This is a genomic window from Pseudomonas sp. AC239 (assembly GCF_979258545.1).
Map to the genome: position 1 here is coordinate 2,240,319 of NZ_OZ409864.1, position 23,095 is coordinate 2,263,413.

The following is a 23,095-nucleotide window of genomic DNA, read 5'->3' on the forward strand; positions in this document are numbered from 1 at the left end:
CCGTATTATAGCTTTTAAAGCCGATATTTATCGGTTATAAAGTCGCCATTGCTCCGGCATGGTGATCTCTTGTCCGGTGCGCGCGTTTTCTTTTCGGTCGAATTCTTCGACCGTCAAAGCACTAGCCCGGAGATGATTCATGAGCCGTATCGTTACCGTCGCCGCCACGCAGATGGCCTGTTCGTGGGACCTGGAAGCCAACCTCGAAACCGCTGAAAGACTGGTCCGAGAAGCCGCCGGCAAAGGCGCGCAGATCATCCTCATCCAGGAACTGTTCGAGGCGCCGTATTTCTGCCAGAAGCCGAATCCGGATTACCTGCAACTGGCAACGACGGTTGAAGAAAACGTCGCCATCAAGCATTTCCGGAAAATCGCCAAAGAGCTGCAAGTGGTGCTGCCGATCAGCTTCTACGAACTGGCCGGGCGTGCACGCTTCAACAGCATCGCGATCATCGACGCCGACGGCAGCAACCTCGGGATTTATCGCAAGAGCCACATCCCCGACGGCCCGGGCTATCACGAAAAGTATTACTTCAACCCGGGCGACACCGGCTTCAAGGTATGGAACACCCGTTACGCGAAAATTGGCGTTGGCATCTGTTGGGACCAGTGGTTCCCGGAAGCGGCGCGCAGCATGGCCTTGCAAGGCGCGGAAATTCTCTTTTATCCGACCGCGATCGGCAGCGAGCCGCACGACAAGACCATTTCTTCGCGCGATCACTGGCAGCGAGTGCAGCAGGGCCATGCCGGCGCCAACCTGATGCCGCTGATCGCCAGCAACCGCATCGGCAACGAAGAACAGGACGGCTACGACATCACCTTCTATGGCTCTTCATTCATCGCCAACCAGTTCGGCGAAAAAGTGCAGGAGCTGAATAAAACCGAAGAAGGTATTCTTGTGCACACGTTCAACCTCGACGAGCTGGAACATATTCGCAGCGCGTGGGGTTCATTCCGCGACCGCCGGCCGAATCTGTACGGCGCGTTGAAAACCCTCGACGGTTCCCTGGAGTCCTGATGACCACATTGAAAAGTACCCCACGCGCCGATGGCTTCTACATGCCGGCCGAGTGGGCGCCACAAACCCAGACCTGGATGATCTGGCCCGAGCGCCCGGACAACTGGCGTCTGGGCGGCAAACCGGCGCAGGCCGCGCACGCCGCAGTGGCCAAAGCCATCGCCCGCTTCGAGCCGGTGACCGTTGCCGTCTCCGCCGACCAATACGAAAACGCCCGCGCGCGCCTCGACGTGCCGAATATCCGCGTGGTGGAAATGTCCAGCGACGACGCCTGGGTTCGCGACAGTGGCCCGACCTTCGTCATCAACAACCATGGCGAAGTGCGCGGTGTGAACTGGGATTTCAATGCCTGGGGCGGTTTCGATGGCGGCCTGTATGCGCCGTGGAACCGTGATTCGCAGGTCGGTGGCAAGATTCTCGAACTCGAACGCAGCCCGCGCTACCGCACCGAAGGTTTCGTGCTTGAAGGCGGTTCGATACACGTCGACGGCGAAGGCACGCTGATTACCACCGAAGAGTGCCTGCTCAACCGCAATCGCAATCCGCACCTGAGCCGCGAAGAAATCGAAGCGGTGCTCCGTGACAACCTGTCGGTGGACAAGATCATCTGGTTGCCGGATGGCTTGTTCAACGATGAAACCGACGGCCATGTGGATAACTTCTGCTGCTATGTGCGTCCGGGCGAAGTGGTGCTGGCATGGACCGATGATCCGCAGGATCCGAACTACCCGCGCTGCCAGGCCGCAATGCAAGTGCTGCAAAACAGCGCGGACGCCAAGGGCCGCCCGTTCACGGTGCACAAAATGCCGATTCCGGGGCCGCTGTATGCGACCGAAGAAGAATGCTCCGGAGTCGATGCGGTGGACGGTTCGCAGGAGCGCAATCCATCCGTGCGCCTGGCCGGTTCCTACGTGAACTTTCTGATCGTCAACGGCGGCATCATCGCGCCGAGCTTTGGCGACCCGATGGATGCGCCGGCCAGGGAAATCCTGCAGAAGCTGTTCCCGCAGCATGAAGTGGTGATGGTGCCGGGCCGCGAATTGTTACTGGGCGGCGGCAATATTCACTGCCTTACCCAACAGCAGCCAGCGCCGCACAAAGAGTGAGTTGAGTCGTAACAGCTTGAGTCGGTTAGCAAAACAGCGACACAACGGTTAGCTCGCCAGGCATGAAAGCAAGCCCGCGGCCCATCAGGACCGCGGGCTTTTTCATGCGCGCTGGTCGGGAATCTGCGCGCCTTGGCATACCTCTTGTATTGCTTCTGGTGCACTAGGGAGGGAGGGGAACTTCAACAGTTCTGTCACAAACCTTGGATAACGTAGCCGCTCATGAACGGGGAGAGAGCGCTGAAATGAACGCCGAAGTGAACGTAGTCAGCGAGCGGACTGTGCATCCCATGGCCGTTAACGGCGAATCGCTCCAGCTGGTTGCGCACTGGTTGAAGTCCAATGGAACGCGTCAGATCAGACAACCTGATCCGCGCCGGATGATGATCGAGCGCTACCCCGCTGGCCTGTTAAGCGAGGCTGAACTGGAAGCGTTGTGGGATGTAATGGAAGGATAGGAACAATAGGGATTGGTAAAAGCGCTGCCGGGATGGCGGCGCTTTTTTTTGCACTGACATTAGTGCACTTCGGTTCAATGTGGGAGCGAGCCCGCTCGCGAAGGCATCAGCACTGTCACTGCCTTGTTTACTGGCCACCGCTTTCGCGAGCAGGCTCGCACACAGACCAAAACTCCCTGCTTAACTTCATTTTTTTGCAATCGCCCAGCTAAGAATTTACGTTTCTTAGACGTTTTTCGCCTATTTAAAGACGATTCTTGAAATTGACACACTGTTCAGGGCGCGGCTACGATTCGGCCCAACGCCTGTGGCTAACCGCCATGACTCAAAACAAGGAGCAGGCCCGCCATGACGTTTGCGTTGGCGGGTCTTTTTGTTTCGGGGTGAATACAAGAGTGCAAAAGCGCCGTTTCAGCCGTTCGACACAGCGCGTTTCAACCCGTAATAAGGAAAACAAAATGTTGAACAAGCGAATCAGCCTGATCGCACTGGGGATGTTGAGTGCTACACAGGCCATGGCTAACGACCAGGCCGAATCCAAGGGTTTCGTTGAAGACAGCAGCCTCAAAGTGCTGTTGCGCAACGCCTACATCAATCGTGATTACAAAGACGGTCGCCCGGACAAAGCCGAATGGGGCCAGGCGGCAATCGGAACGTTCTCTTCCGGTTTCACCCAAGGCACCGTAGGTGTCGGCGTTGACGCCTTTGGTCTGTACGCGCTGCGTCTGGACGGCGGCAAAGGCCGCACCGGCGCGCAAGGCATCGACTTCTTCAGACAGGAAAACGACGGTCGCGCGAACCACGACATCGCCAAGGGCGGCGCAGCGGTCAAATTCCGTGTTTCCAACACCGTGTTGACCTACGGCGACCAGATGCCGGCCCTGCCGGTGCTGAGTTACGACAACGTGCGTCTGCTGCCGGAAAGCTACACCGGGACTTTAATCACTTCCCGTGAGATCAAAGGCCTGGAACTGAACGCCGGTCGTTTCACCGCCGAGTCGCGCAAGAGCGATGAAGGCCGTGACAGCGGCGGTCTGAAGGCGATCAACGTATTGGGCGGTAGCTATCAGTTCACCGAACACTTCAAAGGCGCGCTGTACGCGTCCGACGTTGAAGACGTCTTGAAGAAACAGTACGTGAACGCCAACTACGTGATCCCGTTCAACAAGGATCAGTCCCTCACCCTGGACTTCAACGGCTACCGCACCAAGCTGGACAATTCCTATGTCCGCGAAAACGGTGTAACCGGTGACGACAACAAGATCTGGAGCCTGGCAGCCACTTTCGCCACCGGCCCGCACTCGTTCACCGTGGCGCATCAGCGTTCCACCGGTGACAGCAACCTGGGTTATGCCTACGGCGGTTATCAGAAAGATCAGGGTCGTGTCGGTGACGGTGGTAACACCATCTACCTGGCCAACTCCTACTGGTCGGATTTTAACGCCGAAGACGAACGCAGCTGGCAACTGGGCTACGGCCTGGACTTCGGCGCATTCGGCGTTCCGGGTCTGAGCTACAACTTCGCTTACGTGCGTGGCGACAACATCACCACCTCCACCAGCGAAGGCGGTACCGAGCGCGAGATCTTCAACCAGTTCAAGTACGTCGTGCAAAGTGGCCCGGCCAAAGACCTGAGCGTGAAGTTGCGCAGCTCGATCCTGCGCGTATCGCAGAAATCCAGCGAATACAACGTCAGCGGTAACGAGCTGCGGGTATTCGTGGACTATCCGATCAACATCTTCTGATGATCGATACGTTGTAAGGAAAATGAGAAAACCCCGATTCGTTCGGGGTTTTTTTTCGACGGTTTTTCAGCGGAAACCGGAAATAACCGATGTTTTTGTCATGTAAAAGTTGTTTTTCAAGCGCTGCAGATTTCGTTTCAAGCAGTGCTTCAAATGCCTGAAATTCTTTCTCATGGACGCAAATTCTCCACCTAATAGATTAGGGCGTTCAACGCAGCGGAGAATTGGGTAATGATCGTTTTGAACAGAGAAGTGGGCGAATCGCTACGGCGCGACAAGTTTGTCAACGTCCAGGGTGGTGACTTCAATCTCTACGGTCATTTTGCCGACTTCGTCAGACTGACCAAAAGTTGGGAAAACATGGAGCCTGACAGCTACTACGGTCAGGCCGAGGCCGGCATGCGTTACCGTCGTTACAGCGACTTTGAATACAACCCGAAAACCCGTGAGCTCAAGCAACTTGAGCATCGCGCTTATGTGCAATCGAAAGAGAACAACGCTTACGTCGGTGGCGTGGTACGGCACTTTCAGGATTTTTCCGAAGAAGTGATCTCTTCCCCGGTGATGCGCAGCCTGATCGACACTGATTTCGAAGTGTACAAAAGTGTATTGCCGGAAGAGTTGCACGATGAGATCTGGCAGTGCCAGATCCATCAGATCCGCATCGAAATCAAACCCGGTAAACAGTTGGAAATCACGCCTGAAGGCATTCACTGCGACGGCTATCCGTTCAGCGGCGTGCACTTCTGGGGGCGTAATAACGTCGATGGCGCGGAGAGCCGTTTGTACGACATCCACGAGCATCAATTGGCGGCGACCACCTACGAGGAAATTCTCGACACCACCTACTTCCTCGATCGCGACATGCGCCATTACGTGACCCCGGCGCGCAACACCCACACCCATGCCATGGCGTACCGTCAGATTCTGGCGATTTCCTTCTCGCGGCCCGGGACCGCTTTCGACATTGTTCGCTAATCAGATCACCCCAATCGACGGCGTCGAGTGCTCGACGCCAGTGGTCCTGCGCCGTGCCACCGCCAAGGATGCGCAACGCATGGAGCGTTTCTTCCGCCAGTTCGACGAAGTGTCGTTCTGCGAATGGCAGGACGCCAAATGCCTGCGTGGCGTGTTGATCCAGAAAACCACCACGGCGTATCTGGCGTTCGATGTGGAGGGTGAAATCGTCGGCGCGGTGCTTGGTGGCATGCTCGGCAGTCGTGGCACGATCAACCATCTGGCGGTCAGCCCGCGCTACCGCAGCCAAGGCGTGGGACAGCGCCTTGTCGAAGCTGCATCGTCCGACATGAAGCGGGTCGGCGTGCTGCGGATGTTTCTGTTCGTCGACGATGCTAACCTCGCGGGCAAGCGATTCTGGACTGCCCAGGGTTTTTGCGAGCCTCACGGCGAACGGACATTTGAGAGGGATCTATGAATGAAAGGTCCGGCAGCGCACCGCTGATGGCGACTCATCAGCCGTCGCGCACGTTTGCCGAAGCCAGCCCGGTGGTCGCCGGGTATTTCACCGTGTCGTTTGTCTTCGGGTTGATGGCGGTCAACGCCGGCCTGCCGATGTGGCTGCCGGTGGCGATGTGCTTGTTTGTCTATGCCGGCGCTTCGCAATTCGCCGCGCTGGCGCTGATCTCCAGCGGCGCATCACTGACCACCATTGTGCTGACCACTTTCCTGATCAATGCGCGGCACATGCTGATGTCGGTGTACATGGCCAAGGCCCTGCGCGCGCTGGGTTTGAGCCGCATGGAGCGTTGGGCTTACGCCGGTGGCCTGACCGATGAGTCCTTCGCTTTCCACAGCGTCAAGCTCGGTACCGGCGCACCGGTCAACGTGCGTTATCTGATCGGTTTCAACCTGTTCTGCCACACCTCGTGGGTGCTCGGAGGTTTGCTCGGCGCGGTCTGCGCGCAGTACGCGGCGCACTTGATCAAGTATCAGCTCGACTACGCGCTGACGGCGATGATGCTCTACGTGCTGGTGTCGCTGTGCAACACGCGCAACAAACTGATCGCCGCTGCTGCCGCCGTGATCTGCATGGGCGCGCTGAGCCTGATCGGCAGTTCGCCCTTCAACGTATTTATCGCCACGTTTGTGGGCTGCGGAGTGGGTGTATGCCTGACCAAACGTTCCTGATTCTGGTGGTGGTGCTGATGATGGCCGTGACGTTCCTGCCACGGGCACTGCCGCTGCAAATCAACACCGAACATTGGCCGCCATTTATCGCGCGGGCACTGGAATACCTGCCGGTGGCGATCGTCGCCGCGATCAGCCTGACCCCCTTGTTGATCAAGGACCGGCAGATACAGCTCGATCGCCCGGAATTCTATGCCGCGATTCCGACGTTGCTATGTGCGTATTTCAGCAAAAACCTCTTTCTCAGTGTGGCGGTGGGGACGGCTGCGTACATTGCGCTCGGCTCGTTCATGTAGCGGCATATCGACGACATCGTTCAGGGCCTGGTGGGACAATTCAGGATTGTTCACCGCCAGGCGCACTTCGAGGAAATCCTCGAAGCCGGGGAATATCGTCAGGCCGTGTTTCTGCGCGGCCTCACGCGAGACCATACCCACCGCGTCCATCTGCGTGATCAACGACAGCGTCAGGGTTTCGCTGCAGGAATAGACCATGCGCTGACCGTTCTCGTGATTGCCCAGCCCGGCGTCGAGAAAGCGCAAAAAGCTGTGGGAATACGGACAATCTTCCGCAGGACGCACCTGAAACTTGTTGCCCAGCAACGTCAGCGGATCGTTTTCCTGCCCACAATGCGCACCAACCACCTGAACCTGCACGTCCGGCAGCACAATGCTCGGCAAGCCCGGGCGCTGCGGACCGATCAGCACGGCGAGGTCGAAATCTTCGTTCTTCAGTTTACTCAGATTTTCCATCGACTCGGCGTAGCTGAACTCCATCTGATAATCCGGAAACACCTCGATCAGGCGTCCGATCATGCGTCGGTTGAAATCAGGCGACAGGGTGTTGTTCAACGCCACCTTCAACGTCCGCTGCCCGGGCACCTTCAGCGCCTCGACCTTTTCTTCCATCTGTCGCGTGGCGATCAACACTTTGTCGATGTAGGGCGTGAGCTCCGTGCCTTGCGGCGTCAGCGTCAGTCCCTTGTTGGAACGGCGAAACAAGCGGAAACCGAACTGCTCTTCGACCTTGTTCAACTGTGCGGCCAATGCCTGCACGGTCAGGCACGAATGCTCGGCTGCAGCCGACAGCGAGCCAGTCTGCACGATGCGCATCAGGTTGCGTAAGGTTCTGCTATCCATGGGTAATGCCCTCTGAAGTGGGCTGGTATTGTTGTTTACGAGACGACTGAACCGGCGCCATATGCTGGCTATATTCCCGTACCTGAGCATAGTTGTCGCGGACTTGGTAGCGAATTGATTTCCCCGCCGATGGCTGGAGGCTGACAGAGGATCGGGGTTTTTGCTGGGATGGGGGTGATGGAGATCAAAAAATGTGTGCAAGCAGTATGGATTTTTCACTCTGCACGGTTGTTCCTAAGTGTATTAGTTTTGAGTAAATGTACAGATATGTACTAACCTCAAGGCATGATGATTTCTCTGGAGGCGGCCAAATGCCAACTTCATCTACTGCGTTAAACCCACGCGAACAACTCGACGCCCCCGAAGCCGGCCGCGTTGCGCTGAAGTTTTTCTTCAATCTCATGGAGCACTGGGGCTGCAGCGCCGAGCAGCAACGCACCTTACTTGGCGGCGTCGGCAACACCACGTTCTACAAATACAAGCACCTGCCGCCCAACATCCGTTTACCTCACGACACCCTTGAGCGCATCTCGTACCTGATGGGCATTCACAAGGCGTTGAGCATCATCTTCAGCAACAGCCGCGAACGCGCCTACACCTGGGTCAGCAGCCCGAACACCGCAGCACCGTTCAATGGCCAAACGGCGCTGGATTACATGCTGGCGGGGAGAGTGATCGACATCGCCGATGTGCGCCGCTACCTCGACGGAGTGCGCGGTTGAAAACCCCGGCGTTGGTCGATGTGCCATGGCCGCGGGCGTATCGCATCGTCAACAGCAGCTTCCCGCCGATTGCCCTGTTCGAAGACGTGCTCGACCCCGAAGACCTCGAAATCGCCTACGCCATCGAAGCGCTGACCAACGATCGCCTGATCGAACAGGCCGGCGTACTCGCCCGCGTACGTCTCGAAGATCGCCTGTCCGGCCCCGGCTCCAGCCCGGTAATGGCCGCCTTCACCCACGTCGGCAAACGCAGCCGTTTCAGCGACGGCACCTTCGGCGTCTACTACGCCGCGAGCAGCCAGGCAGCGGCGATTGCCGAGACCTGTTTTCATCAGGAGCGTTTCCTTGCTGCGACTCAGGAAGCCGATCTTGAATTGACCATGCGTACTTACGTCAATCGAGTGGTTAAGCCGCTACATGATGTTCGCCATGGCTTTGAAAGCCTGCATCAGCCTGACCCGGAAGCTTATGGCCCTTCGCAGGCATTCGCGCGGCAACTGCGCGACGCTGAATCGTGGGGCTTGCTCTATAACAGCGTGCGATTGGCTGGGCATGAGTGTGTTGCAGCGCTTCGGCCGCCGGCGGTTTCGATTCCGAAGCAGGGGAAGCATTTGCGGTATGTGTGGAGTGCGAGCGAGCGCAAGATTTCGATTGTGTTTGAGATTAATCGGGTTTGAGCCCAAAAGCCCTCGCATTGACGAGAGGGCTTAGTGGGACGATTTACGTCAATGGCTGACTGGCGGCGCATCCAGCACCTTCACAACATCATCGATCAGCGCCTTGCTCAACTCCTGCAAATACTGCGAGGCGTAGGCGTGGAGATCAGGATCTCGAGAAATCGTGGAGTCCGCAGTGAGAAGCTTTGAAATGTGGAGCAGGTGCGAGGCATGTGACAGAGCGGCAACCACCGGCACGCCTCGGTTGGTACGGAACATCGCCTGGTTGGACTGAAAGGAAAAATGCGTGAGGCGGGTAATTTCAGATCGAGGAGATTGGTCATTTCGCTTCACCGTTTGAACGAAAGTGAAGCGAAGTGAGCGGGTTCGCGAAACGGCGGATGGCGGATGGATCGATGGCATTCATCTGTGAAACTCCCTGTTTCAAATGAGAGCTGCCATTTCGTTCTCAGGCGAAAGGGTGGCTGCTATGCGCAGGCTGAGAAACCGGAGATACAGGAACCCGGCAGACCCGAAGGTCTCCCACGCACAGCCGCCATTGCACGTTAAGACGGACACAAAAAAGCGCCGGCAATCGTGGGTTGGGGCGCTGGTGCGCCTGCATCTTACGCGGGTTCTCAGGCCCGGTCGCTGAATTGGCAGCGACGGGTTTGACGGTAGCTCGACACGAGCAAGTGCGCAATCATGGCCGGGTGCTGGCCTTGAGCGGTTATTTACACGTGCAACAATTTTGTTGCGCATGCATCAGATATGTTGCACATTCGCTCTACCGAAACAGCGAGTGATGCACATGAAGTACAGCGAGTTTCGGCGATGGTTGAAAGCCCATGGCGTTGAGTTCCAAGCCGGCAAGGGCAGCCATTTCAAGGTTTCCTTGAATGGCAAATCAACTGTGTTTCCCGATCACGGAGCCAAGGAAATGGGCGAAGGGTTGAGAAAAACGATAATAAAACAGCTGGGCCTAAAGGATTGAGGCCCAGCTGTATCCATGAGAGGAAGCGTGATGTTCGAATACGCCTTGGATGTTCACGAAGAGCCGGGCAGCGTCTGGCTGACTTGTGCTGCTATTCCAGAGATGCACGCTGTCGGCGACACTCTGGGGGAGGCATTGGCTACCGCCATCGATGCGATTGAGACGGCATTTTCCATCTATGTGGATGATCGCCGGTTGATCCCAACTGCTCACACAGGAGAGCCGGAAAACGATGTTGTGTTGCGCCTCCCTGCACTGACTGCCGCTAAAGTTGCGCTTTGGAATACGCTATTGGAGTCAGGTGTCAGCAAAGCCGAACTGGCGCGTCGTCTCGGCGTGCAACGGCCCCAGGTCGATCGACTAGTTGATTTCCTGCACCACTCCAAAATCGAGAATGTCGAGCGCGCATTGCAGCAGTTAGGGCGGCGGATTTCTTTATCGGTGGAGGCGGCGTAGTTCAGCATTGAACGTTAGAAAGATCACCCTATGAGGCGGTTCAGCGCGCAGCGTCTAAATATGACGCGGTATCTGCGTCGTTTTCGAGCCTTCGCTACTGATAAACAGGCAGAGTTCAGCGGCTCGGCGGCAACCTTCCAAAGCGACTTGTAAGAGGGATAAACGATGGATCGTGAGAAGGAACAATTTCAGCAGGATTTGCTGGACTCTGTACGGCAAATGAATACTGGAAAAGCTGCACGCGTCACCGAAGGGACCCTTTCACCACCAGTCGGCACGCCAGATAAGATGGGTGAAGTATCCGCACCCGAGAATTAACAAAGCCTCTGCATTTCCGTAGGAGCTTCGCTTTGTAGGGCAAGCAGGAGCGGGGCAGACCTATCTTTTCTTGTTTCGAAAGCGGTATCTGCGCCCAGTGATGCTAGCTTTGAATACCACATCAACTTGCTTGCATATGCTTCGGTATCGAGCCAGTGCACTATTCAAGGAAAGCGCGTAATGGATCTACACCATGAGTTCGAGGACAGCCAATTTTTCCACCGATCCCGTATCGATCGTCGCGCCGCCGATGCTTTGGTCGGGTTGGCCGCTGGGATTACAGCCGACGGTATCGTGAACATCACTGAGGCGGTTTTTCTAAAGCAGTGGTTGGAGGACAATCTCGCGCATTTGAACGATCCGGTGATCAACCTGCTGTATTCGCGTTTAGCGTGCATGCTTCAGGACAATGCTCTAGACATGGATGAGTCGCAAGAGCTGCTGAACATTCTGCGTAGTTTCTCTGGCGTGGGCATTGAGAGACCGAAGGATGGCGGTACTGCTGCCGTTACTCCTACGGATCTTCCTTTCAATTCACCAGTCCCCGATCTGATTTGGGACGGCCGAATGTTCGTCTTTACCGGCGTCATGGCCTTTGGGCCGCGTAAGGATTGCCAGGCGCTGGTCGAAGAGCGCGGCGGCCTGATTGGGGGCAGCATAAGTAAAAAGGTGCATTACCTGGTGGTTGGTAGCGTGGGTAACGAGCAGTGGCGCCATAGCACTTATGGAACGAAGATCATGAAGGCCGTCGAGCTGCGTGAGGCGGGAGCGTCGATTGCCATTGTGGGTGAGGGCCATTGGCAGAAGATGCTATTTGGCTGAGTTGTATCGTTACTAGTGCTTCAGGAGGCCCCACCATTTCTTGATCCACCGATCTTCGGTGGCTCTGGCGGCCTCATCGCGAGCAGGCTCGCTTCAGACTCCAGCATGTGCACAAAAAATGGACGCCTCAGAAACAACGAAGCCCCTGCATTTCTGCAGGGGCTTTGTTTTGTATGGTGCCGGCACCAGGAGTCGAACCCGGGACCTACTGATTACAAGTCAGTTGCTCTACCAACTGAGCTATACCGGCGTGTGGGCGACGATTATAGCGATTGGGAAGATCCTGTAAACCCCTGAATTCAGACTATTTTTGCGTTGCCGCAAATCACGCTCTGCGCAGTACGTTTCGCAGCTTCTGCACTGCGCGAACGGTGCGGCTGTTTTGCAGGGCATGCAACTGCGTTTCGGCCTGTTCGGCGCGGTGCAGGGCTTCGGCGAGCTGTTTGGCGGTGTCGGATTCGTCGGGGCTGGGCGTGGTGAGCGGGTGGGCGAGGGCGTGGCCGCGGCAGAGCTGGAAGTTGTCGAGGTTGCAGGGCGGGATGTCGAACGCGGGTTTGAGGTTGAGGTGTTCGTTGGCGAGGAACCAGGTGTTGAGGCCATCGAACAGGATTGATTGGTAGCCGGCATCGGTGACCAGGTGTTCCCAGGTGTGATCGCGCAGCCATGGGGTTTCGATGAGGATGATCCAGGGGCGGAAGCGGTTGAAGTCCATGCCGCGCAGGACGGTTTCTTCGTGGCCTTCGACGTCGATCTTGAGGAAGTGGATTGGGCGGTCGGGGGCGTGTTGTTCGCAGAGCGAGGTGAGTGTGCGGGCCTCGACCGTAAAGCTCTGCACGGTCATGCCGAGGTCTTTGCGTTGTTGGGCAACGACGGGGTCGGCGGTGGACAGGCCGGTGTCCGGGATGCCGTAGAAGGTTACGGCGCCGGGCTGGTCGCTGGCGATGCATTGCACGGTAGTGTCGCGCGGGCGTTGCTGGCAGAGCGCGTCGTAATAATCCTGCATCGGTTCGACGTTGATTCCGTGCCATCCATGATCGTAGAACGCTTTGGTGACCGAGTCGTGGTTCGGGTCGTTGGCGCCGACGTCGATGTAGAATCCGTGTTCGAACTGCTTGAGCGCGCGCCACAGGCGGACGTCTTCGAAATTCTGTGCATAGGAGATGAACGTCACGGTCGCTTCCTGTCGGTCGATTTTTATTGTTCAGGCATGTGCCGGCGAGGCGGTGAGGCTTGGTATAGCAAGGCTGGCGGATGCTCGCAATTATTCACTTTGGATGCCCGGTATTCGGCGGTTATGCCGTTTTGATTGGCGGCTTATGCACAACGGGAAGCCTTGGTCACCGACTTAGTCCGGTTTTTTAGCAGGCATTCTCCATTTTGTATGCAAATCGCTGTTTTGCCGGTTTTTTATCTATGTGAACAAAAAATGACCAGAGCAGCACAAGGGCCGAAACAGGCGGTGATATTGGATCCGCGTAAATTTCATCAACAGAGTTATCCACAGGTTGGCAGGCTGTTATCCGCGCTCGGCCAAGAGCAGCAGATTACGCGGCGTCAGCGCCGTTTCGCAGAATGTGCCCAGACGCACGGCATAGCCTTGCTCGACCAGAAAAAGCGCGCGATCCAGATTCAGCCAAAGCTCCAGTGGCCGGCGGAATAGCCCGCGCAGCAATTCCAGGTTGCGAGCTTCGGCCAGACGTTGCCAACCGGCGGTTTCCAAATGCTCCCAATCCGTCGAGCCGGTTGTGGATAAGTCTTTGAGAGCGGCGAGATCGCGGCAGTAGTCAGCGAACGGTTTATCCAGCCAGGCGCTCGGCAATGACGGGGTGGGCAAGTATTCGTCAACGCCACGCAACTGCCGTTGCAGCAAGTCGAAGGCCAGTCGTCGCGCCATGGACGTGTCGCGCTGGCGTCGGACTCGTGCACCGGCGGTGACGGTTTCGCTCATCGGCAGTGCCAGATCTTCCCGCGATACCCGTAGGCAAGATCGCAGGCCGTTGGAGGACAGTGCCTGATATTCGCTGTGGACGGTGCGGTTGTAGCAACACGGCGCAATCGCCATCTGCTGGCACCCGGTCGCGCTGGCCAGTTGCATCAAGCGGACATGCAGATCGCCGCAAGCGTGGAGCGCGACGGGGGTGTGCGCAGCGTTCAACACGGCGGATGCGTCGGCCGCCAGCGCGTCCTGTTCGATGTGCAGAGCATGCAAATGGTGGCGCCGACTCAGTGCCTGACCGCTGGCAACCAACGCAGGATCGTACTCGACACACGTCAGTTGCTGTCCTGCGTTGAGCAACCGCCGGCCCAGATGACCTTTGCCTGAACACCAGTCCAGCCAATGCGTCGGCTGCGATGAAAAAGCCAAACGGCTGGCAAACGCCTCGATCTGTTGCCATTTGCGCCCCGGCACATCGACATTCAAGCGGTGGCCGGCGGTTTCAAGCGCATGCCCCGGCAGCGAACCGACCGCACTCAATTTTGCCGATAACTTTGCCAATGACGCGAACGGCTCAGGCGCATCGGCAAGATCAGCAGGCTGGTTATGAGCGTTCTCTGCTTCGCCCAGTGACCGCCCGCGTAGCCACGAAGACAACTCGGGGTAGGACGTTTCCCAAGGAAGCGAAAGATGCGTAAACGGACGAGGTTTCCAAAGCGCCTGATGCTTGATCAAAAAAGCATCCAGCGCGCGGAAGCGGGCGAGTAGGGCCTCGCCCGTCAGCACGTGGGAAGTATCAGCGGCCTTGGCAGGCATCGACGCGCAGCCAGCGCTCCAGCAGCTTGAAGCCGCGAACCAGCACGTAAGCCATGACCAGATAGAACACGCCCGCGGCAAAGAAGATCTCAACCGGCAGATAAGTGCGGGCGATGATCGTGCGCGCCATGCCGGTCAGTTCCAGCAGGGTCACCGTGCTGGCCAGGGCACTGGCCTTGAGCATCAGGATCACTTCGTTGCTGTAGGCCGGCAGGCCGATGCGCGCGGCACGGGGCAGGATGATGTAGAACATCGCTTTGGGCTTGGACATGCCCAAGGCACGGGCGGCTTCGATTTCACCGGGTGGAATTGCCTGAATCGCGCCGCGCAGGATTTCAGCGATGTACGCCGCCGTATGCAGCGTCATGGTCACCGTTGCACACCAGAACGGATCGCGCAGGTACGGCCACAAAGCGCTTTCACGCACGGCGTCGAACTGCGCCAGGCCGTAATAGACCAGAAACAGCTGCACCAGTAACGGTGTACCGCGGAAAAAGAAGATGTAGGCGTAAGGCAGCGAGCGCACGTACCAGCGCTTCGAAGAACGGGTGATGCCCAGCGGAATGGCGAGCAGCAGGCCGGCGATGACCGCAATGGCGACCAGTTCCAGCGTCAGGGTCGCGCCCTGCGCCAGTTTCGGCAGCCACTTGATAATGACTTCCCAGTTCATTGCGCGCTCCTCGCAAAGCCGCGAGCGGCGCGTTTTTCCAGAAAGTGCATGCCGGTCATCGCCAGTAACGTCAGGCCCAGATACATGACGGCCGCGACCATATAGAAGGTGAACGGCTGTTTCGACACGGTCACGCCGATTTGCGCGTGACGCATGATTTCTTCCAGGCCGATCACGGAAACAAGCGCGGTATCTTTCATCAAAATCATGAACAGATTGCCCAGCCCGGGCAGGGCGATGCGCCACATCTGCGGCATGATCAGGCGGGTGAAGATCCGCCATTTCGACAGGCCCAGGGCCTGGCCGGCCTCACGATGGCCCTTGGGAATGGCGAGGATCGCGCCGCGAAACACTTCCGTGGCGTAGGCGCCGAAGCACAGGCCCAGTGCGATCACACCGGCGGCAAATGCATTGAGTTGCAGGTCGGGGTTGCCGAAATACTCACCGAGGGCGCGCATCAGGTTGACCGTACCGAAGTAGATCAACAGCACCCAGAGCAATTCCGGGACGCCACGGACCAGCGTCGAATAAGTGCCGCCAAGCCATTGCAGCGGCTTGTACGGGGAAGTCTTGGCCAAGGCGCCGAGCAGGCCGAGCACCAGGCCCAGGCACAGGGCGGTGAGGGCCAGTTGGACGGTCATCAGCGCACCGGCAGCAAGCGCCGGGCCGAATCCGTAGAGGTCGATAATCATGGATTTCTGTTCAAATCGCGGCAGGCAAGGTCGGAAGCCGGCGCCGCTGTAGCACGGCGCCGGTCCGTAGATCAGATCAATAGATGCTGAACGGGAAGTACTTGTCGTTGATTTTCTTGTAGGTACCGTCAGCGACGATTTCCTTCAGCGCGGCGTTCAGCTTGTTGCGCAGTTCGTTGTCACCCTTGCGCACTGCGATGCCGATCTTGTCGCTTTCCACCACCGGGTCGCCCTTGAACTCGTAGTTCTTGCCAGCGTCGGTTTTCAGCCAGTCGTAGTTGGCGTACTTGTCGGCGAGGATCGCGTCGACACGACCGGAGGTCAGGTCGAGGTAGGCGTTTTCCTGGGTGTCGTAGAGGCTGACCTTGATGTCGTCACCGTAGGTGTCTTCCAGCCAGGTCCCGGCCAGCGTTGCGCGCTGGGTGCCGATGGTCTTGCCCTTGAGCGAGTCCTTGTCGGTTTTGAAGTCGACGTTTTTCGGTGCAATGAACTGCAGCTTGTTCGAGTAGTACGGGTCGGTGAAGTCCACCGCGCCCTTGCGCTCGTCGGTGATCGACAGCGAGGAGATCAGGAAGTCGAACTTCTTCGCATTCAGGGCCGGGATGATGCCGTCCCAGTCGGACGTCACGACGGTGCACTCGACTTTCATCTTCGCGCACAGGGCGTCGCCGATTTCCTTGTCGAAGCCGACAACCTGGCCGCTGGCGTCTTTGTTGTTGAACGGCGGATAGGCCGCTTCGATGCCCATTTTCAGGGTCTCAGCCATGGCACCGGCGCTGAACGCCAAGGTGACGGCGGCAGCCAGGAAGACCTTTTTGAAATTCTGCATGCATGTTGCTCCGTTAGCGGTTGCTGGACATGAATTGTTTGCAGCGCGCCGAAAGCGGGTTTTCGAACACCTGCTGTGGCGATCCTTGCTCTTCTATAAGGCCCTGATGAAGGAACACCACTTCGCTGGAGACCTGGCGGGCGAAGCCCATTTCGTGGGTCACGAGCAGCATGGTGCGGCCTTCTTCGGCCAATGCGCGGATGACATTAAGTACTTCCTGAACCATTTCCGGGTCAAGCGCGGAGGTCGGTTCGTCGAACAGGATCACTTTCGGCTGCATTGCAAGCGTGCGGGCGATGGCGGCGCGTTGTTGCTGGCCGCCGGACAATTGCGCCGGGTAGGCGTGGCGCTTGTCAGCGATGCCGACCTTGGCCAGCAACGCTTCGGCGACTTCGATGGCCTCGGCCTTGCTCTGGCCGAGCACGCGGCGCGGGGCCTCGATGACGTTGTCGAGCACGCTCATGTGCGGCCACAGATTAAAGTTTTGAAATACAAAACCAATCTCCGAGCGCAGGCGATTGATCTGTTTGCCGTCGGCGGCGACCAGTTCGCCGTTCTTCGCGGCCTTGAGCTTGAGTTCTTCACCGGCCACCAGGATCTGGCCCTGATGCGGGTTTTCCAACAGGTTGATGCAACGCAGGAACGTGGACTTGCCGGAACCGGAAGAGCCGAGGATCGAGATCACGTCGCCGTCGCGGGCGGTCAGCGAGATGCCTTTGAGCACCTCCAGCTGTCCGTAGCGTTTGTGCAAGTTGCGGATTTCCAGCGCGGGCGTGGCCTCAGCCATGTGCGTTCCTCATATATGTTGCGCTCCTGCTGTTGGCGGGCCTTCCTGGCGAGGCGGCCAAGCTAGCATAGCGTTTCAATGGCAGCCAACAGCGCTACGAGCGGTAAACGGGTGGCATGTGGCGGGTTGTCGCATCGGCGCAGCAGACTGTCGCCCCATCAACAACCGAACGGGTGTTTGATCGTGCAAACCCGTGGGTGCTGCGTAAAAAAAGGCGCGATGTTGCCAGCTTTGACGGGGTGTTGGAAGCGCTATCCGGCCGAACGTTCCTTATTCGCCCTTTTTCTGTGCGTCGCACGGTTTTTCTGTGTGTTTCTGGTGCGCGGATTCGTCGTGAAAGTGAGTCGCCGGGTAACGTTCTGGCGAATAGCCATTAAACTCAAGGACTTGCATCGGATGCCGAAGCCCCCGGGCCTCAAGGACTTGAAACATTTTGGCGCAAATATTGCGTGCAGAATAAGGAACAGGCCGTTGGATTCTTTTTACGAGAAAGAATTTTCAGACCGGCCGGATGCACCCGCTTTCCTTGCAAAGGTAGTCTCTATGAGCAGTACCCCAAGCTCCAATGGCCTCGAACAGGGGCTCAAATCGCGTCATGTGACCATGTTGTCGATCGCCGGTGTGATCGGCGCCGGTCTGTTCGTCGGCTCCGGCCACGCCATTGCTGCCGCCGGCCCGGCCGTGCTGCTGGCTTACGCCGCCGCCGGTACTCTGGTTGTGTTGGTGATGCGCATGCTCGGCGAAATGGCCGTGGCTTCGCCGGACACCGGTTCGTTTTCGACTTACGCTGACCGCGCGATCGGTCACTGGGCCGGTTTCACCATCGGCTGGTTGTACTGGTGGTTCTGGGTGCTGGTGATTCCGCTGGAAGCCAACGCCGCCGCAACCATCTTGCACGCGTGGTTCCCGGGGGTGGATATCTGGGCTTTCGCGCTGGTCATCACCCTGCTGCTGACCGTGACCAACCTGTTCAGCGTGAAGAACTACGGCGAGTTCGAGTTCTGGTTCGCCCTGATCAAGGTGCTGGCGATCATCGGCTTCATCGGCCTCGGCCTTGCGGCGATTTTTGGCTTCCTGCCGACCAGTCAGGTCAGCGGTGTGTCGCATCTGTTCGACAGTGGCGGCTTCCTGCCCAACGGCATGGGCGCTGTGCTGGGGGCGATCCTGACCACCATGTTCTCGTTCATGGGCACCGAGATTGTCACCATCGCGGCGGCGGAATCGAAAGACCCGGGCAAGCAGATTTCCAAGGCGACCAACTCGGTGATCTGGCGGATCGGTCTGTTCTATCTGGTTTCGATTTTCATCGTGGTGGCGCTGGTGCCGTGGAACGATCCTACCCTGGCCAACCTCGGCTCCTATCAGACAGTGCTTGAGCGCATGGGCATTCCCAACGCCAAGATGATCGTCGACATCGTCGTGCTGGTCGCGGTGACCAGTTGCCTGAACTCGGCGCTGTACACCTCCTCGCGCATGCTGTTCTCCCTCGGCAAGCGTGGCGACGCCCCGGCCATGTCGACCCGCACCAACAAGAGCGGCACGCCTTACTGGGCGGTGATGCTGTCGACCGGCGCAGCGTTCCTCTGCACCTTCGCCAACTATGTGGCGCCGGCAGCGGTGTTCGAATTCCTCTTGGCCAGCTCCGGCGCCATCGCCCTGCTGGTGTATCTGGTGATCGCCTTCTCGCAACTGCGCATGCGCAAGCAGCGCATGGCGCGCGGCGAGAAAATCGTCTTCAGCATGTGGCTGTTCCCCGGGCTGACCTGGGCGGTGATCATCTTCATCGTCGCCGCGCTGACCATCATGCTGTTCCAGGAAGCCCACCGCGTGGAAATCCTCGCCACCGGTCTGCTGAGCCTGATGGTGGTGGCTGCCGGTCTGCTGGTGTCGCGTCGTCGCAAGATGGAAAAGCGTGGTGCGGTGGTGTTGAACTGAGTCGCAACGCGTGATGTGAAAACGGCCGCTGTCAGAGATGACTAGCGGCCGTTTTGGTTTCTGAGAAGGGCTTATTCGCTCTTGTCTTCCTGGGTGTCTACCGACTTCCCATAAGCATCCAGCGCCACCCCGAAATCCGTAATGAACTGCGGCTCGCTCAGCCAGGCCTGGGCTTGTTCGATGGTCATGCCGTCGGCCCACATGCGGTAGTCGATGAGCATATCGGCAGCCAGGTGGGTGGCGGCCATGCCTTCGTTGTCGGCGTTTTCCATGTCGAGCAGTTCAGGATGGTCGACGATGATGAAGGCCAGTTCGCGCAGCAGGGTCAGCAACATTTCGTTGCGGCTGACGGCTTCGGCGTCGCGCATTTTGCTGAACATCGCCAGGGTGTATTCCGGAATCGGCTCGGCGAGGTGGCCGAGGTCTTCGTCCTGATCCAGCGGTTTGCGCCCGACCATGCGGATTTGCTTGGCTTTGGCCTTGGCGCGTTTGGCGCGTTTCTGTTGCTTGTTCAGGGATGCCATGGGAGCTCAGTTCTTCTCTTGGGTTTGTGCCGCGATCGCGTCGGATGCCGCTACATAGTCAGCCTGGAATGCCGGGGATTCGATCCACGCCAGTGCGCCAGCCTCGTCGGTTTCCTGCGACCACTGGCGATACTCGATCAGCGCGGCGAGGATGAAATCCATCGCGCCTTCTTCGCCTTCCTGCTCGTACACCAGTTCCAGCAGCGGGTCTTCGAGGAACGCGCTGCACATGGCTTGCTGGCTGATCTTCTCGGCGTCGATCATTTTCTCGAACAGTTCGGTCAGGTCCACCGATTCGAAATCGATGCGGTCATCGTTCGGGTCCAGCTCGACCGGCGCTTCGGCGCGTTTGGTGCGGTTCTGCTTGGCCTTGGCTTTGGCTCGGGTGGCGCGTTTTTGCTGCTTGTTGGCGGAGGCCATGGAGTGTTCCGTCGTGCGTGGAGAAGGGCTCAACTGCGCGGGACTTGCCGGCCGGGTGTGTCGGGGGCCAGCGCGCCGTTCTGCAGCCAGGTCAGAGCGATGGGCCATAGTGTGGCTTGGTATGCGCTGCGAAAAAAGCCGAAATGTCCGACTTGTTGTTCGCCGATGTCCTGCGGCGCGATGCGCAGGTGAGTTTTTGTCGCGTTGCTGAAGTAGCCGAGCAGGCGTTCGATCGCAGGGATTGTGCCGTAAGGATCATCGGCGAGGCTGATTGCGAGGGTCTGCGCGCGGACGTCGGCGAAGGGCAGGGCGCCTGTTTTTTTCATCAGCGCGCGACCGCTTGGGCGTTGCTCGTAACGTGCGGTGGGCATGCTCCAGTCGCGGACCACGCCGGTTGGCGTGTCCTCCAGCCAACCTAGCCGTTTGCCTGGAAAATAGCCGCAGAGCAGCGCCATCAAAGGCATGACCACATGCCACTTGCCGAACATCCGCCAGCGCTGTTCGGGGGCGTAATCGCGCCAGTAAGCGAACTGCGCACCGACGGTAACCAGCCGTCGGATGACCGTGCCCGACGCTGCCAGGCCTGCCGCGCAGCCGCCGAAACTATGGGCGACTACATCGATTGGCTGACCGGGAAACTCCCGCTGCGCCCGTTTGAGCATCGCTTCGAAATCCAGCGCGCCCCAGTCGGTCCACGAGGCACGTAGCCCTTTGATCGATTCGCGGCGTGATTCGCCAATGCCCCGGTAGTCGTAGGTCATCACGTCGAAGCCGTGACTGAACAGATAGGCTGCGAACCTTGAGTAATGGCGACAGCGCACGGAGGTGGCGGCGTTGATGATGACCACCGAGCGCTGTGGATCGTGCGAACTATGGCGCCAGGTGAAGCCGCCGAGTGCGTAGCCGTCGTCGGCAGTTTCCTTGAAGGACGTGTCCTCAGCTGCAGTCGAAACTGGTTGGCTCAACTCTGCGTCTTCCAACTCAAATGGGGGCTGACTGCCCATGGCGCTTGACCTCGGTGGTTAGCTGCCCACCATAGTCGCCGCGCTGATCAAGAACAATCCGGCCGGTTCATTCGGATTGAGTGAGCATGCGTTCTTCGATCAACGCCTGTTCGCGGTTGAGTTCGGCACGTAACTCTTCTTCGCTCGGCAGTATGGTCTTGTAGCTGCTGGCGAACAGTTGCTCATTGCCTCTGAGCATCGAGTAGCGCGCCACCGAGTCATTGCTCTCCGCGCTGAGAATGATGCCGACGGTTGGCTTGTCACCCTCGCTGCGTTTGAGCTCGTCATACATGCGCACATACATGTCCATCTGCCCGACATCGCGAGCACTGAGCTTGCCGCGTTTCAGGTCGATGATCACGAAGCACTTGAGCAGGTAGTTGTAGAAGACCAGGTCGATATAGAGGTCGACGCCATCAGTGCTGATGCGTTGTTGGCGGGCAACAAAGGAAAAGCCTTTGCCAAGTTCAAGCAGAAAGCTTTGCAAGTGGTCGATCAGGGCTTGTTCGAGGCCGCTTTCCCTGACTTTGCCTGCCGAGGGCAGGCCGAGAAATTCGAGCATGACTGGGTCGCGAATGAATTCCCGCGGATTGCATTTCATCGCGTCGATGTTGGTCGTGGCTTCCTCGACCACCTCGGCTTTGTCCTGACTCATCAGCAGGCGCTCGTAGTAGAGCGTCAGGATCTGACGATCAAGGGCACGGCTTGACCAGTTGAGGTCGGCGCATTCGTTCATGTACCACAGGCGCGCTTTCTCGCTTTCGACGCGTAGCAGGCGGCGGTAGTGGGTCCAGCTCAATTCGGGACGCAGTGCGTCTCGAATTGAAAATTTGATAAAACAGGCGCATCTTCCACAAGTTGGTTTCGTCGAACCCTTTCCCGAACTGCCCGGTCAGATCCTTTGCCAACAGGGCAATCAGTTGTTTTCCGTAACCCGCACGCTGAGCGCCTTTTTGTTCGAATTCGACGATATGCCGGCCGATTTGCCAACAGGTCTGCACTTGGATCGTGTCGACCGCGCGTAGCACTTTTTGCCGCGCCTGGCGAATCAGGTCGCCCAGTTCGCCCAGCAGTGAATCGATTTTCGGGTCTTGGGTTTCAGCAGGTTTTAGCTGGCTCATCGGGTCTTCCGCATTCTGGAAACAGAGGCGCAAGCATGCCGGGAATGGCGACGCAGGTATGTCGGGCGAACCTGCGAGTTCGGAAGGAAACGCGGGATTGGCGTTGCAGGACACTGCCGCCGGAAGGCGCGTAACGGGGTAAATGTCCGTAGTCCATTTCGTACTTTTGCCCAGTCAATCGCATCATCGCGAGCGCTTGCCCTTCGGCCTCTGCTCACGACCTCGCCCTTTGCGATAAACCCACAGCCCAAACACACCGATGGCCAACATGATCGAGGTCCAGAAGCTCTGCCAAACGAACTCGAACCAGTATCGCCGAGGTTGCAGTGCCAAGGTGTAGGTGCTGCGCGGCCCACGATTGTTGGTGGTAATGGAGCCGCTGATCCAGCTTTCGATCAGCATGTAGATTGAAAGGCAGACGGCAATGGCAATCAGCACGCCGGCGAGCACGGTCAGCCAATAACTCAAGCGGCTTTGTCGATACGGCGGGGGATGGGGCAGGGGGACGCGGGTTCGTTTCTGATTCATCGAGTGATGGCCCTTTTCCGTAAGGGGTAAGCAGTGTTCATCAAATCCCGGACATAAAAAAACCCTGAATCTTGCGATTCAGGGTTTTCGGTATTTGGTGCCCAGAGACGGAATCGAACCGCCGACACGGGGATTTTCAATCCCCTGCTCTACCGACTGAGCTATCTGGGCAACGGGGCGCATTAAAAGGGTTTTTCGGATTTACGTCAACGACTTTTTGAAAATTTCTTAAATTAATTCCGTCGCTTACG

General features: G+C 58.0%; 25 protein-coding genes, 2 tRNA genes and 3 pseudogenes. 15 read left to right on the plus strand and 15 right to left on the minus strand.

What is annotated here, in order from left to right; translation table 11 throughout:
- Positions 1-139 precede the first annotated feature (139 nt).
- The 8 genes from aguB to ACZ0AZ_RS10340 all read left to right on the plus strand — a co-directional run bounded on the left by aguB (position 140) and on the right by ACZ0AZ_RS10340 (position 6,771).
- Positions 140-1,018 (plus strand): N-carbamoylputrescine amidase, encoded by an 879-nt coding sequence (gene aguB, locus ACZ0AZ_RS10305; protein WP_073471536.1) that lies wholly within the window; start codon positions 140-142, stop codon positions 1,016-1,018.
- Positions 1,018-2,124: an agmatine deiminase gene (gene aguA / locus ACZ0AZ_RS10310; RefSeq protein ID WP_463537325.1), complete on the plus strand. Its 1,107-nt coding sequence runs from the start codon at positions 1,018-1,020 to the stop codon at positions 2,122-2,124. The genes aguB and aguA overlap by 1 nt, the downstream gene beginning before the upstream one ends.
- 245 nt (positions 2,125-2,369) lie before the next feature.
- A complete protein-coding gene (locus ACZ0AZ_RS10315; protein WP_463537326.1) occupies positions 2,370-2,582 on the plus strand; it encodes a hypothetical protein in 213 nt (70 codons plus the stop codon).
- Between the two features lie 458 nt (positions 2,583-3,040).
- Positions 3,041-4,327, plus strand: a complete 1,287-nt coding sequence (locus ACZ0AZ_RS10320) for an OprD family porin (RefSeq protein ID WP_310404385.1) — start codon at positions 3,041-3,043, stop codon at positions 4,325-4,327.
- 231 nt (positions 4,328-4,558) lie between these two features.
- A complete protein-coding gene (locus tag ACZ0AZ_RS10325; RefSeq protein ID WP_039756465.1) occupies positions 4,559-5,305 on the plus strand; it encodes a 2OG-Fe dioxygenase family protein in 747 nt (248 codons plus the stop codon).
- Between the two features lie 79 nt (positions 5,306-5,384).
- Positions 5,385-5,762, plus strand: coding sequence for a GNAT family N-acetyltransferase (locus tag ACZ0AZ_RS10330; protein WP_003220700.1), 378 nt, complete (start codon positions 5,385-5,387; stop codon positions 5,760-5,762).
- Positions 5,759-6,475 (plus strand): AzlC family ABC transporter permease, encoded by a 717-nt coding sequence (locus tag ACZ0AZ_RS10335; protein WP_039756466.1) that lies wholly within the window; start codon positions 5,759-5,761, stop codon positions 6,473-6,475. Before ACZ0AZ_RS10330 ends, ACZ0AZ_RS10335 begins: the two co-directional genes overlap by 4 nt.
- A complete protein-coding gene (locus ACZ0AZ_RS10340; RefSeq protein WP_039756468.1) occupies positions 6,454-6,771 on the plus strand; it encodes an AzlD domain-containing protein in 318 nt (105 codons plus the stop codon). The genes ACZ0AZ_RS10335 and ACZ0AZ_RS10340 overlap by 22 nt, the downstream gene beginning before the upstream one ends.
- Here the strand turns inward: ACZ0AZ_RS10340 and ACZ0AZ_RS10345 are convergent.
- Positions 6,688-7,614: a LysR family transcriptional regulator gene (locus ACZ0AZ_RS10345; RefSeq protein ID WP_039756469.1), complete on the minus strand. Its 927-nt coding sequence runs from the start codon at positions 7,612-7,614 to the stop codon at positions 6,688-6,690. The genes ACZ0AZ_RS10340 and ACZ0AZ_RS10345 overlap by 84 nt on opposite strands.
- 311 nt (positions 7,615-7,925) lie before the next feature.
- On the opposite strand from ACZ0AZ_RS10345, the gene ACZ0AZ_RS10350 reads away from it, so the two are divergent.
- Together ACZ0AZ_RS10350 and ACZ0AZ_RS10355 are read left to right on the plus strand one after the other, a co-directional pair.
- Positions 7,926-8,336, plus strand: coding sequence for an MbcA/ParS/Xre antitoxin family protein (locus tag ACZ0AZ_RS10350; RefSeq protein WP_039756470.1), 411 nt, complete (start codon positions 7,926-7,928; stop codon positions 8,334-8,336).
- A gap of 11 nt (positions 8,337-8,347) precedes the next feature.
- Positions 8,348-9,013 carry an RES family NAD+ phosphorylase gene (locus ACZ0AZ_RS10355; protein ID WP_129998405.1) on the plus strand — a complete coding sequence of 222 codons (666 nt, stop codon included), beginning with the start codon at positions 8,348-8,350 and terminating at the stop codon, positions 9,011-9,013.
- A 48-nt stretch (positions 9,014-9,061) separates the two neighbouring features.
- On the opposite strand, the pseudogene ACZ0AZ_RS10360 reads toward ACZ0AZ_RS10355, so the two are convergent.
- Positions 9,062-9,336: pseudogene (locus tag ACZ0AZ_RS10360) on the minus strand (DUF3077 domain-containing protein).
- 467 nt (positions 9,337-9,803) lie between these two features.
- Here ACZ0AZ_RS10360 and ACZ0AZ_RS10365 point away from each other — a divergent pair.
- From ACZ0AZ_RS10365 to ACZ0AZ_RS10380, 4 genes and pseudogenes are all read left to right on the plus strand, one after another.
- Positions 9,804-9,986, plus strand: coding sequence for a type II toxin-antitoxin system HicA family toxin (locus ACZ0AZ_RS10365; protein ID WP_039757027.1), 183 nt, complete (start codon positions 9,804-9,806; stop codon positions 9,984-9,986).
- Positions 9,987-10,016: 30 nt separating this feature from the next.
- A complete protein-coding gene (locus ACZ0AZ_RS10370; protein WP_039756476.1) occupies positions 10,017-10,442 on the plus strand; it encodes a type II toxin-antitoxin system HicB family antitoxin in 426 nt (141 codons plus the stop codon).
- Between the two features lie 165 nt (positions 10,443-10,607).
- Positions 10,608-10,706 (plus strand): annotated as a pseudogene (locus tag ACZ0AZ_RS10375) (helix-turn-helix domain-containing protein); the annotation flags it as partial.
- Between the two features lie 234 nt (positions 10,707-10,940).
- Positions 10,941-11,582: a BRCT domain-containing protein gene (locus tag ACZ0AZ_RS10380; protein WP_129998329.1), complete on the plus strand. Its 642-nt coding sequence runs from the start codon at positions 10,941-10,943 to the stop codon at positions 11,580-11,582.
- A gap of 174 nt (positions 11,583-11,756) precedes the next feature.
- Here the strand turns inward: ACZ0AZ_RS10380 and ACZ0AZ_RS10385 are convergent.
- The 7 genes from ACZ0AZ_RS10385 to ACZ0AZ_RS10415 all read right to left on the minus strand — a co-directional run bounded on the left by ACZ0AZ_RS10385 (position 11,757) and on the right by ACZ0AZ_RS10415 (position 17,312).
- Positions 11,757-11,832 (minus strand) — tRNA-Thr (locus ACZ0AZ_RS10385).
- Positions 11,833-11,907: 75 nt separating this feature from the next.
- Positions 11,908-12,753 (minus strand): FkbM family methyltransferase, encoded by an 846-nt coding sequence (locus ACZ0AZ_RS10390; RefSeq protein ID WP_463537327.1) that lies wholly within the window; start codon positions 12,751-12,753, stop codon positions 11,908-11,910.
- Positions 12,754-13,098: 345 nt separating this feature from the next.
- A complete protein-coding gene (locus ACZ0AZ_RS10395; protein WP_463570897.1) occupies positions 13,099-14,334 on the minus strand; it encodes a methyltransferase in 1,236 nt (411 codons plus the stop codon).
- Complete coding sequence (locus ACZ0AZ_RS10400) at positions 14,315-15,004, minus strand: ABC transporter permease (RefSeq protein WP_463537328.1); 690 nt, start codon at positions 15,002-15,004, stop codon at positions 14,315-14,317. Before ACZ0AZ_RS10400 ends, ACZ0AZ_RS10395 begins: the two co-directional genes overlap by 20 nt.
- Positions 15,001-15,696 (minus strand): ABC transporter permease, encoded by a 696-nt coding sequence (locus ACZ0AZ_RS10405; protein ID WP_463537329.1) that lies wholly within the window; start codon positions 15,694-15,696, stop codon positions 15,001-15,003. Before ACZ0AZ_RS10405 ends, ACZ0AZ_RS10400 begins: the two co-directional genes overlap by 4 nt.
- A gap of 76 nt (positions 15,697-15,772) precedes the next feature.
- Positions 15,773-16,525, minus strand: coding sequence for an ABC transporter substrate-binding protein (locus ACZ0AZ_RS10410; RefSeq protein WP_463537330.1), 753 nt, complete (start codon positions 16,523-16,525; stop codon positions 15,773-15,775).
- 13 nt (positions 16,526-16,538) lie between these two features.
- The gene (locus ACZ0AZ_RS10415) at positions 16,539-17,312 is read right to left on the minus strand and encodes an ABC transporter ATP-binding protein (protein ID WP_463537331.1); all 774 of its coding nucleotides are present in this window, start codon (positions 17,310-17,312) and stop codon (positions 16,539-16,541) included.
- 543 nt (positions 17,313-17,855) lie between these two features.
- On the opposite strand from ACZ0AZ_RS10415, the gene gabP reads away from it, so the two are divergent.
- Positions 17,856-19,247 (plus strand): GABA permease, encoded by a 1,392-nt coding sequence (gene gabP, locus ACZ0AZ_RS10420; RefSeq protein ID WP_463537332.1) that lies wholly within the window; start codon positions 17,856-17,858, stop codon positions 19,245-19,247.
- A 71-nt stretch (positions 19,248-19,318) separates the two neighbouring features.
- Here the strand turns inward: gabP and ACZ0AZ_RS10425 are convergent, their stop codons facing one another.
- From ACZ0AZ_RS10425 to ACZ0AZ_RS10450, 6 genes and pseudogenes are all read right to left on the minus strand, one after another.
- Entirely contained in the window at positions 19,319-19,771 is a 453-nt protein-coding gene (locus tag ACZ0AZ_RS10425; protein ID WP_129998312.1) for a hypothetical protein, read from the minus strand.
- 6 nt (positions 19,772-19,777) lie between these two features.
- A complete protein-coding gene (locus tag ACZ0AZ_RS10430; RefSeq protein ID WP_463537333.1) occupies positions 19,778-20,191 on the minus strand; it encodes a hypothetical protein in 414 nt (137 codons plus the stop codon).
- Between the two features lie 29 nt (positions 20,192-20,220).
- Positions 20,221-21,156 (minus strand): alpha/beta hydrolase family protein, encoded by a 936-nt coding sequence (locus ACZ0AZ_RS10435; protein ID WP_310404263.1) that lies wholly within the window; start codon positions 21,154-21,156, stop codon positions 20,221-20,223.
- 106 nt (positions 21,157-21,262) lie between these two features.
- Positions 21,263-22,316, minus strand: a pseudogene (locus ACZ0AZ_RS10440) (PDDEXK nuclease domain-containing protein).
- A gap of 183 nt (positions 22,317-22,499) precedes the next feature.
- Entirely contained in the window at positions 22,500-22,844 is a 345-nt protein-coding gene (locus ACZ0AZ_RS10445) for a hypothetical protein (protein WP_310404260.1), read from the minus strand.
- A gap of 95 nt (positions 22,845-22,939) precedes the next feature.
- Positions 22,940-23,015, minus strand: a tRNA-Phe gene (locus ACZ0AZ_RS10450).
- Positions 23,016-23,095 lie beyond the last annotated feature (80 nt).

Bases quoted from the DNA above. Each gene is read 5' to 3' on its own strand.
- ACZ0AZ_RS10315 (WP_463537326.1), top strand. From the start codon at position 2,370: ATGAACGCCGAAGTGAACGTAGTCAGCGAGCGGACTGTGCATCCCATG.
- ACZ0AZ_RS10405 (WP_463537329.1), bottom strand. From the start codon at position 15,696: ATGATTATCGACCTCTACGGATTCGGCCCGGCGCTTGCTGCCGGTGCG.
- gabP (WP_463537332.1), top strand. From the start codon at position 17,856: ATGAGCAGTACCCCAAGCTCCAATGGCCTCGAACAGGGGCTCAAATCG.
- aguB (WP_073471536.1), top strand. From the start codon at position 140: ATGAGCCGTATCGTTACCGTCGCCGCCACGCAGATGGCCTGTTCGTGG.
- ACZ0AZ_RS10410 (WP_463537330.1), bottom strand. From the start codon at position 16,525: ATGCAGAATTTCAAAAAGGTCTTCCTGGCTGCCGCCGTCACCTTGGCG.
- ACZ0AZ_RS10400 (WP_463537328.1), bottom strand. From the start codon at position 15,004: ATGAACTGGGAAGTCATTATCAAGTGGCTGCCGAAACTGGCGCAGGGC.
- ACZ0AZ_RS10325 (WP_039756465.1), top strand. From the start codon at position 4,559: ATGATCGTTTTGAACAGAGAAGTGGGCGAATCGCTACGGCGCGACAAG.
- aguA (WP_463537325.1), top strand. From the start codon at position 1,018: ATGACCACATTGAAAAGTACCCCACGCGCCGATGGCTTCTACATGCCG.
- ACZ0AZ_RS10320 (WP_310404385.1), top strand. From the start codon at position 3,041: ATGTTGAACAAGCGAATCAGCCTGATCGCACTGGGGATGTTGAGTGCT.
- ACZ0AZ_RS10370 (WP_039756476.1), top strand. From the start codon at position 10,017: ATGTTCGAATACGCCTTGGATGTTCACGAAGAGCCGGGCAGCGTCTGG.
- ACZ0AZ_RS10335 (WP_039756466.1), top strand. From the start codon at position 5,759: ATGAATGAAAGGTCCGGCAGCGCACCGCTGATGGCGACTCATCAGCCG.
- ACZ0AZ_RS10330 (WP_003220700.1), top strand. From the start codon at position 5,385: ATGGAGCGTTTCTTCCGCCAGTTCGACGAAGTGTCGTTCTGCGAATGG.
- ACZ0AZ_RS10345 (WP_039756469.1), bottom strand. From the start codon at position 7,614: ATGGATAGCAGAACCTTACGCAACCTGATGCGCATCGTGCAGACTGGC.
- ACZ0AZ_RS10350 (WP_039756470.1), top strand. From the start codon at position 7,926: ATGCCAACTTCATCTACTGCGTTAAACCCACGCGAACAACTCGACGCC.
- ACZ0AZ_RS10395 (WP_463570897.1), bottom strand. From the start codon at position 14,334: ATGCCTGCCAAGGCCGCTGATACTTCCCACGTGCTGACGGGCGAGGCC.
- ACZ0AZ_RS10365 (WP_039757027.1), top strand. From the start codon at position 9,804: ATGAAGTACAGCGAGTTTCGGCGATGGTTGAAAGCCCATGGCGTTGAG.
- ACZ0AZ_RS10415 (WP_463537331.1), bottom strand. From the start codon at position 17,312: ATGGCTGAGGCCACGCCCGCGCTGGAAATCCGCAACTTGCACAAACGC.
- ACZ0AZ_RS10430 (WP_463537333.1), bottom strand. From the start codon at position 20,191: ATGGCCTCCGCCAACAAGCAGCAAAAACGCGCCACCCGAGCCAAAGCC.
- ACZ0AZ_RS10425 (WP_129998312.1), bottom strand. From the start codon at position 19,771: ATGGCATCCCTGAACAAGCAACAGAAACGCGCCAAACGCGCCAAGGCC.
- ACZ0AZ_RS10340 (WP_039756468.1), top strand. From the start codon at position 6,454: ATGCCTGACCAAACGTTCCTGATTCTGGTGGTGGTGCTGATGATGGCC.
- ACZ0AZ_RS10380 (WP_129998329.1), top strand. From the start codon at position 10,941: ATGGATCTACACCATGAGTTCGAGGACAGCCAATTTTTCCACCGATCC.
- ACZ0AZ_RS10445 (WP_310404260.1), bottom strand. From the start codon at position 22,844: ATGAATCAGAAACGAACCCGCGTCCCCCTGCCCCATCCCCCGCCGTAT.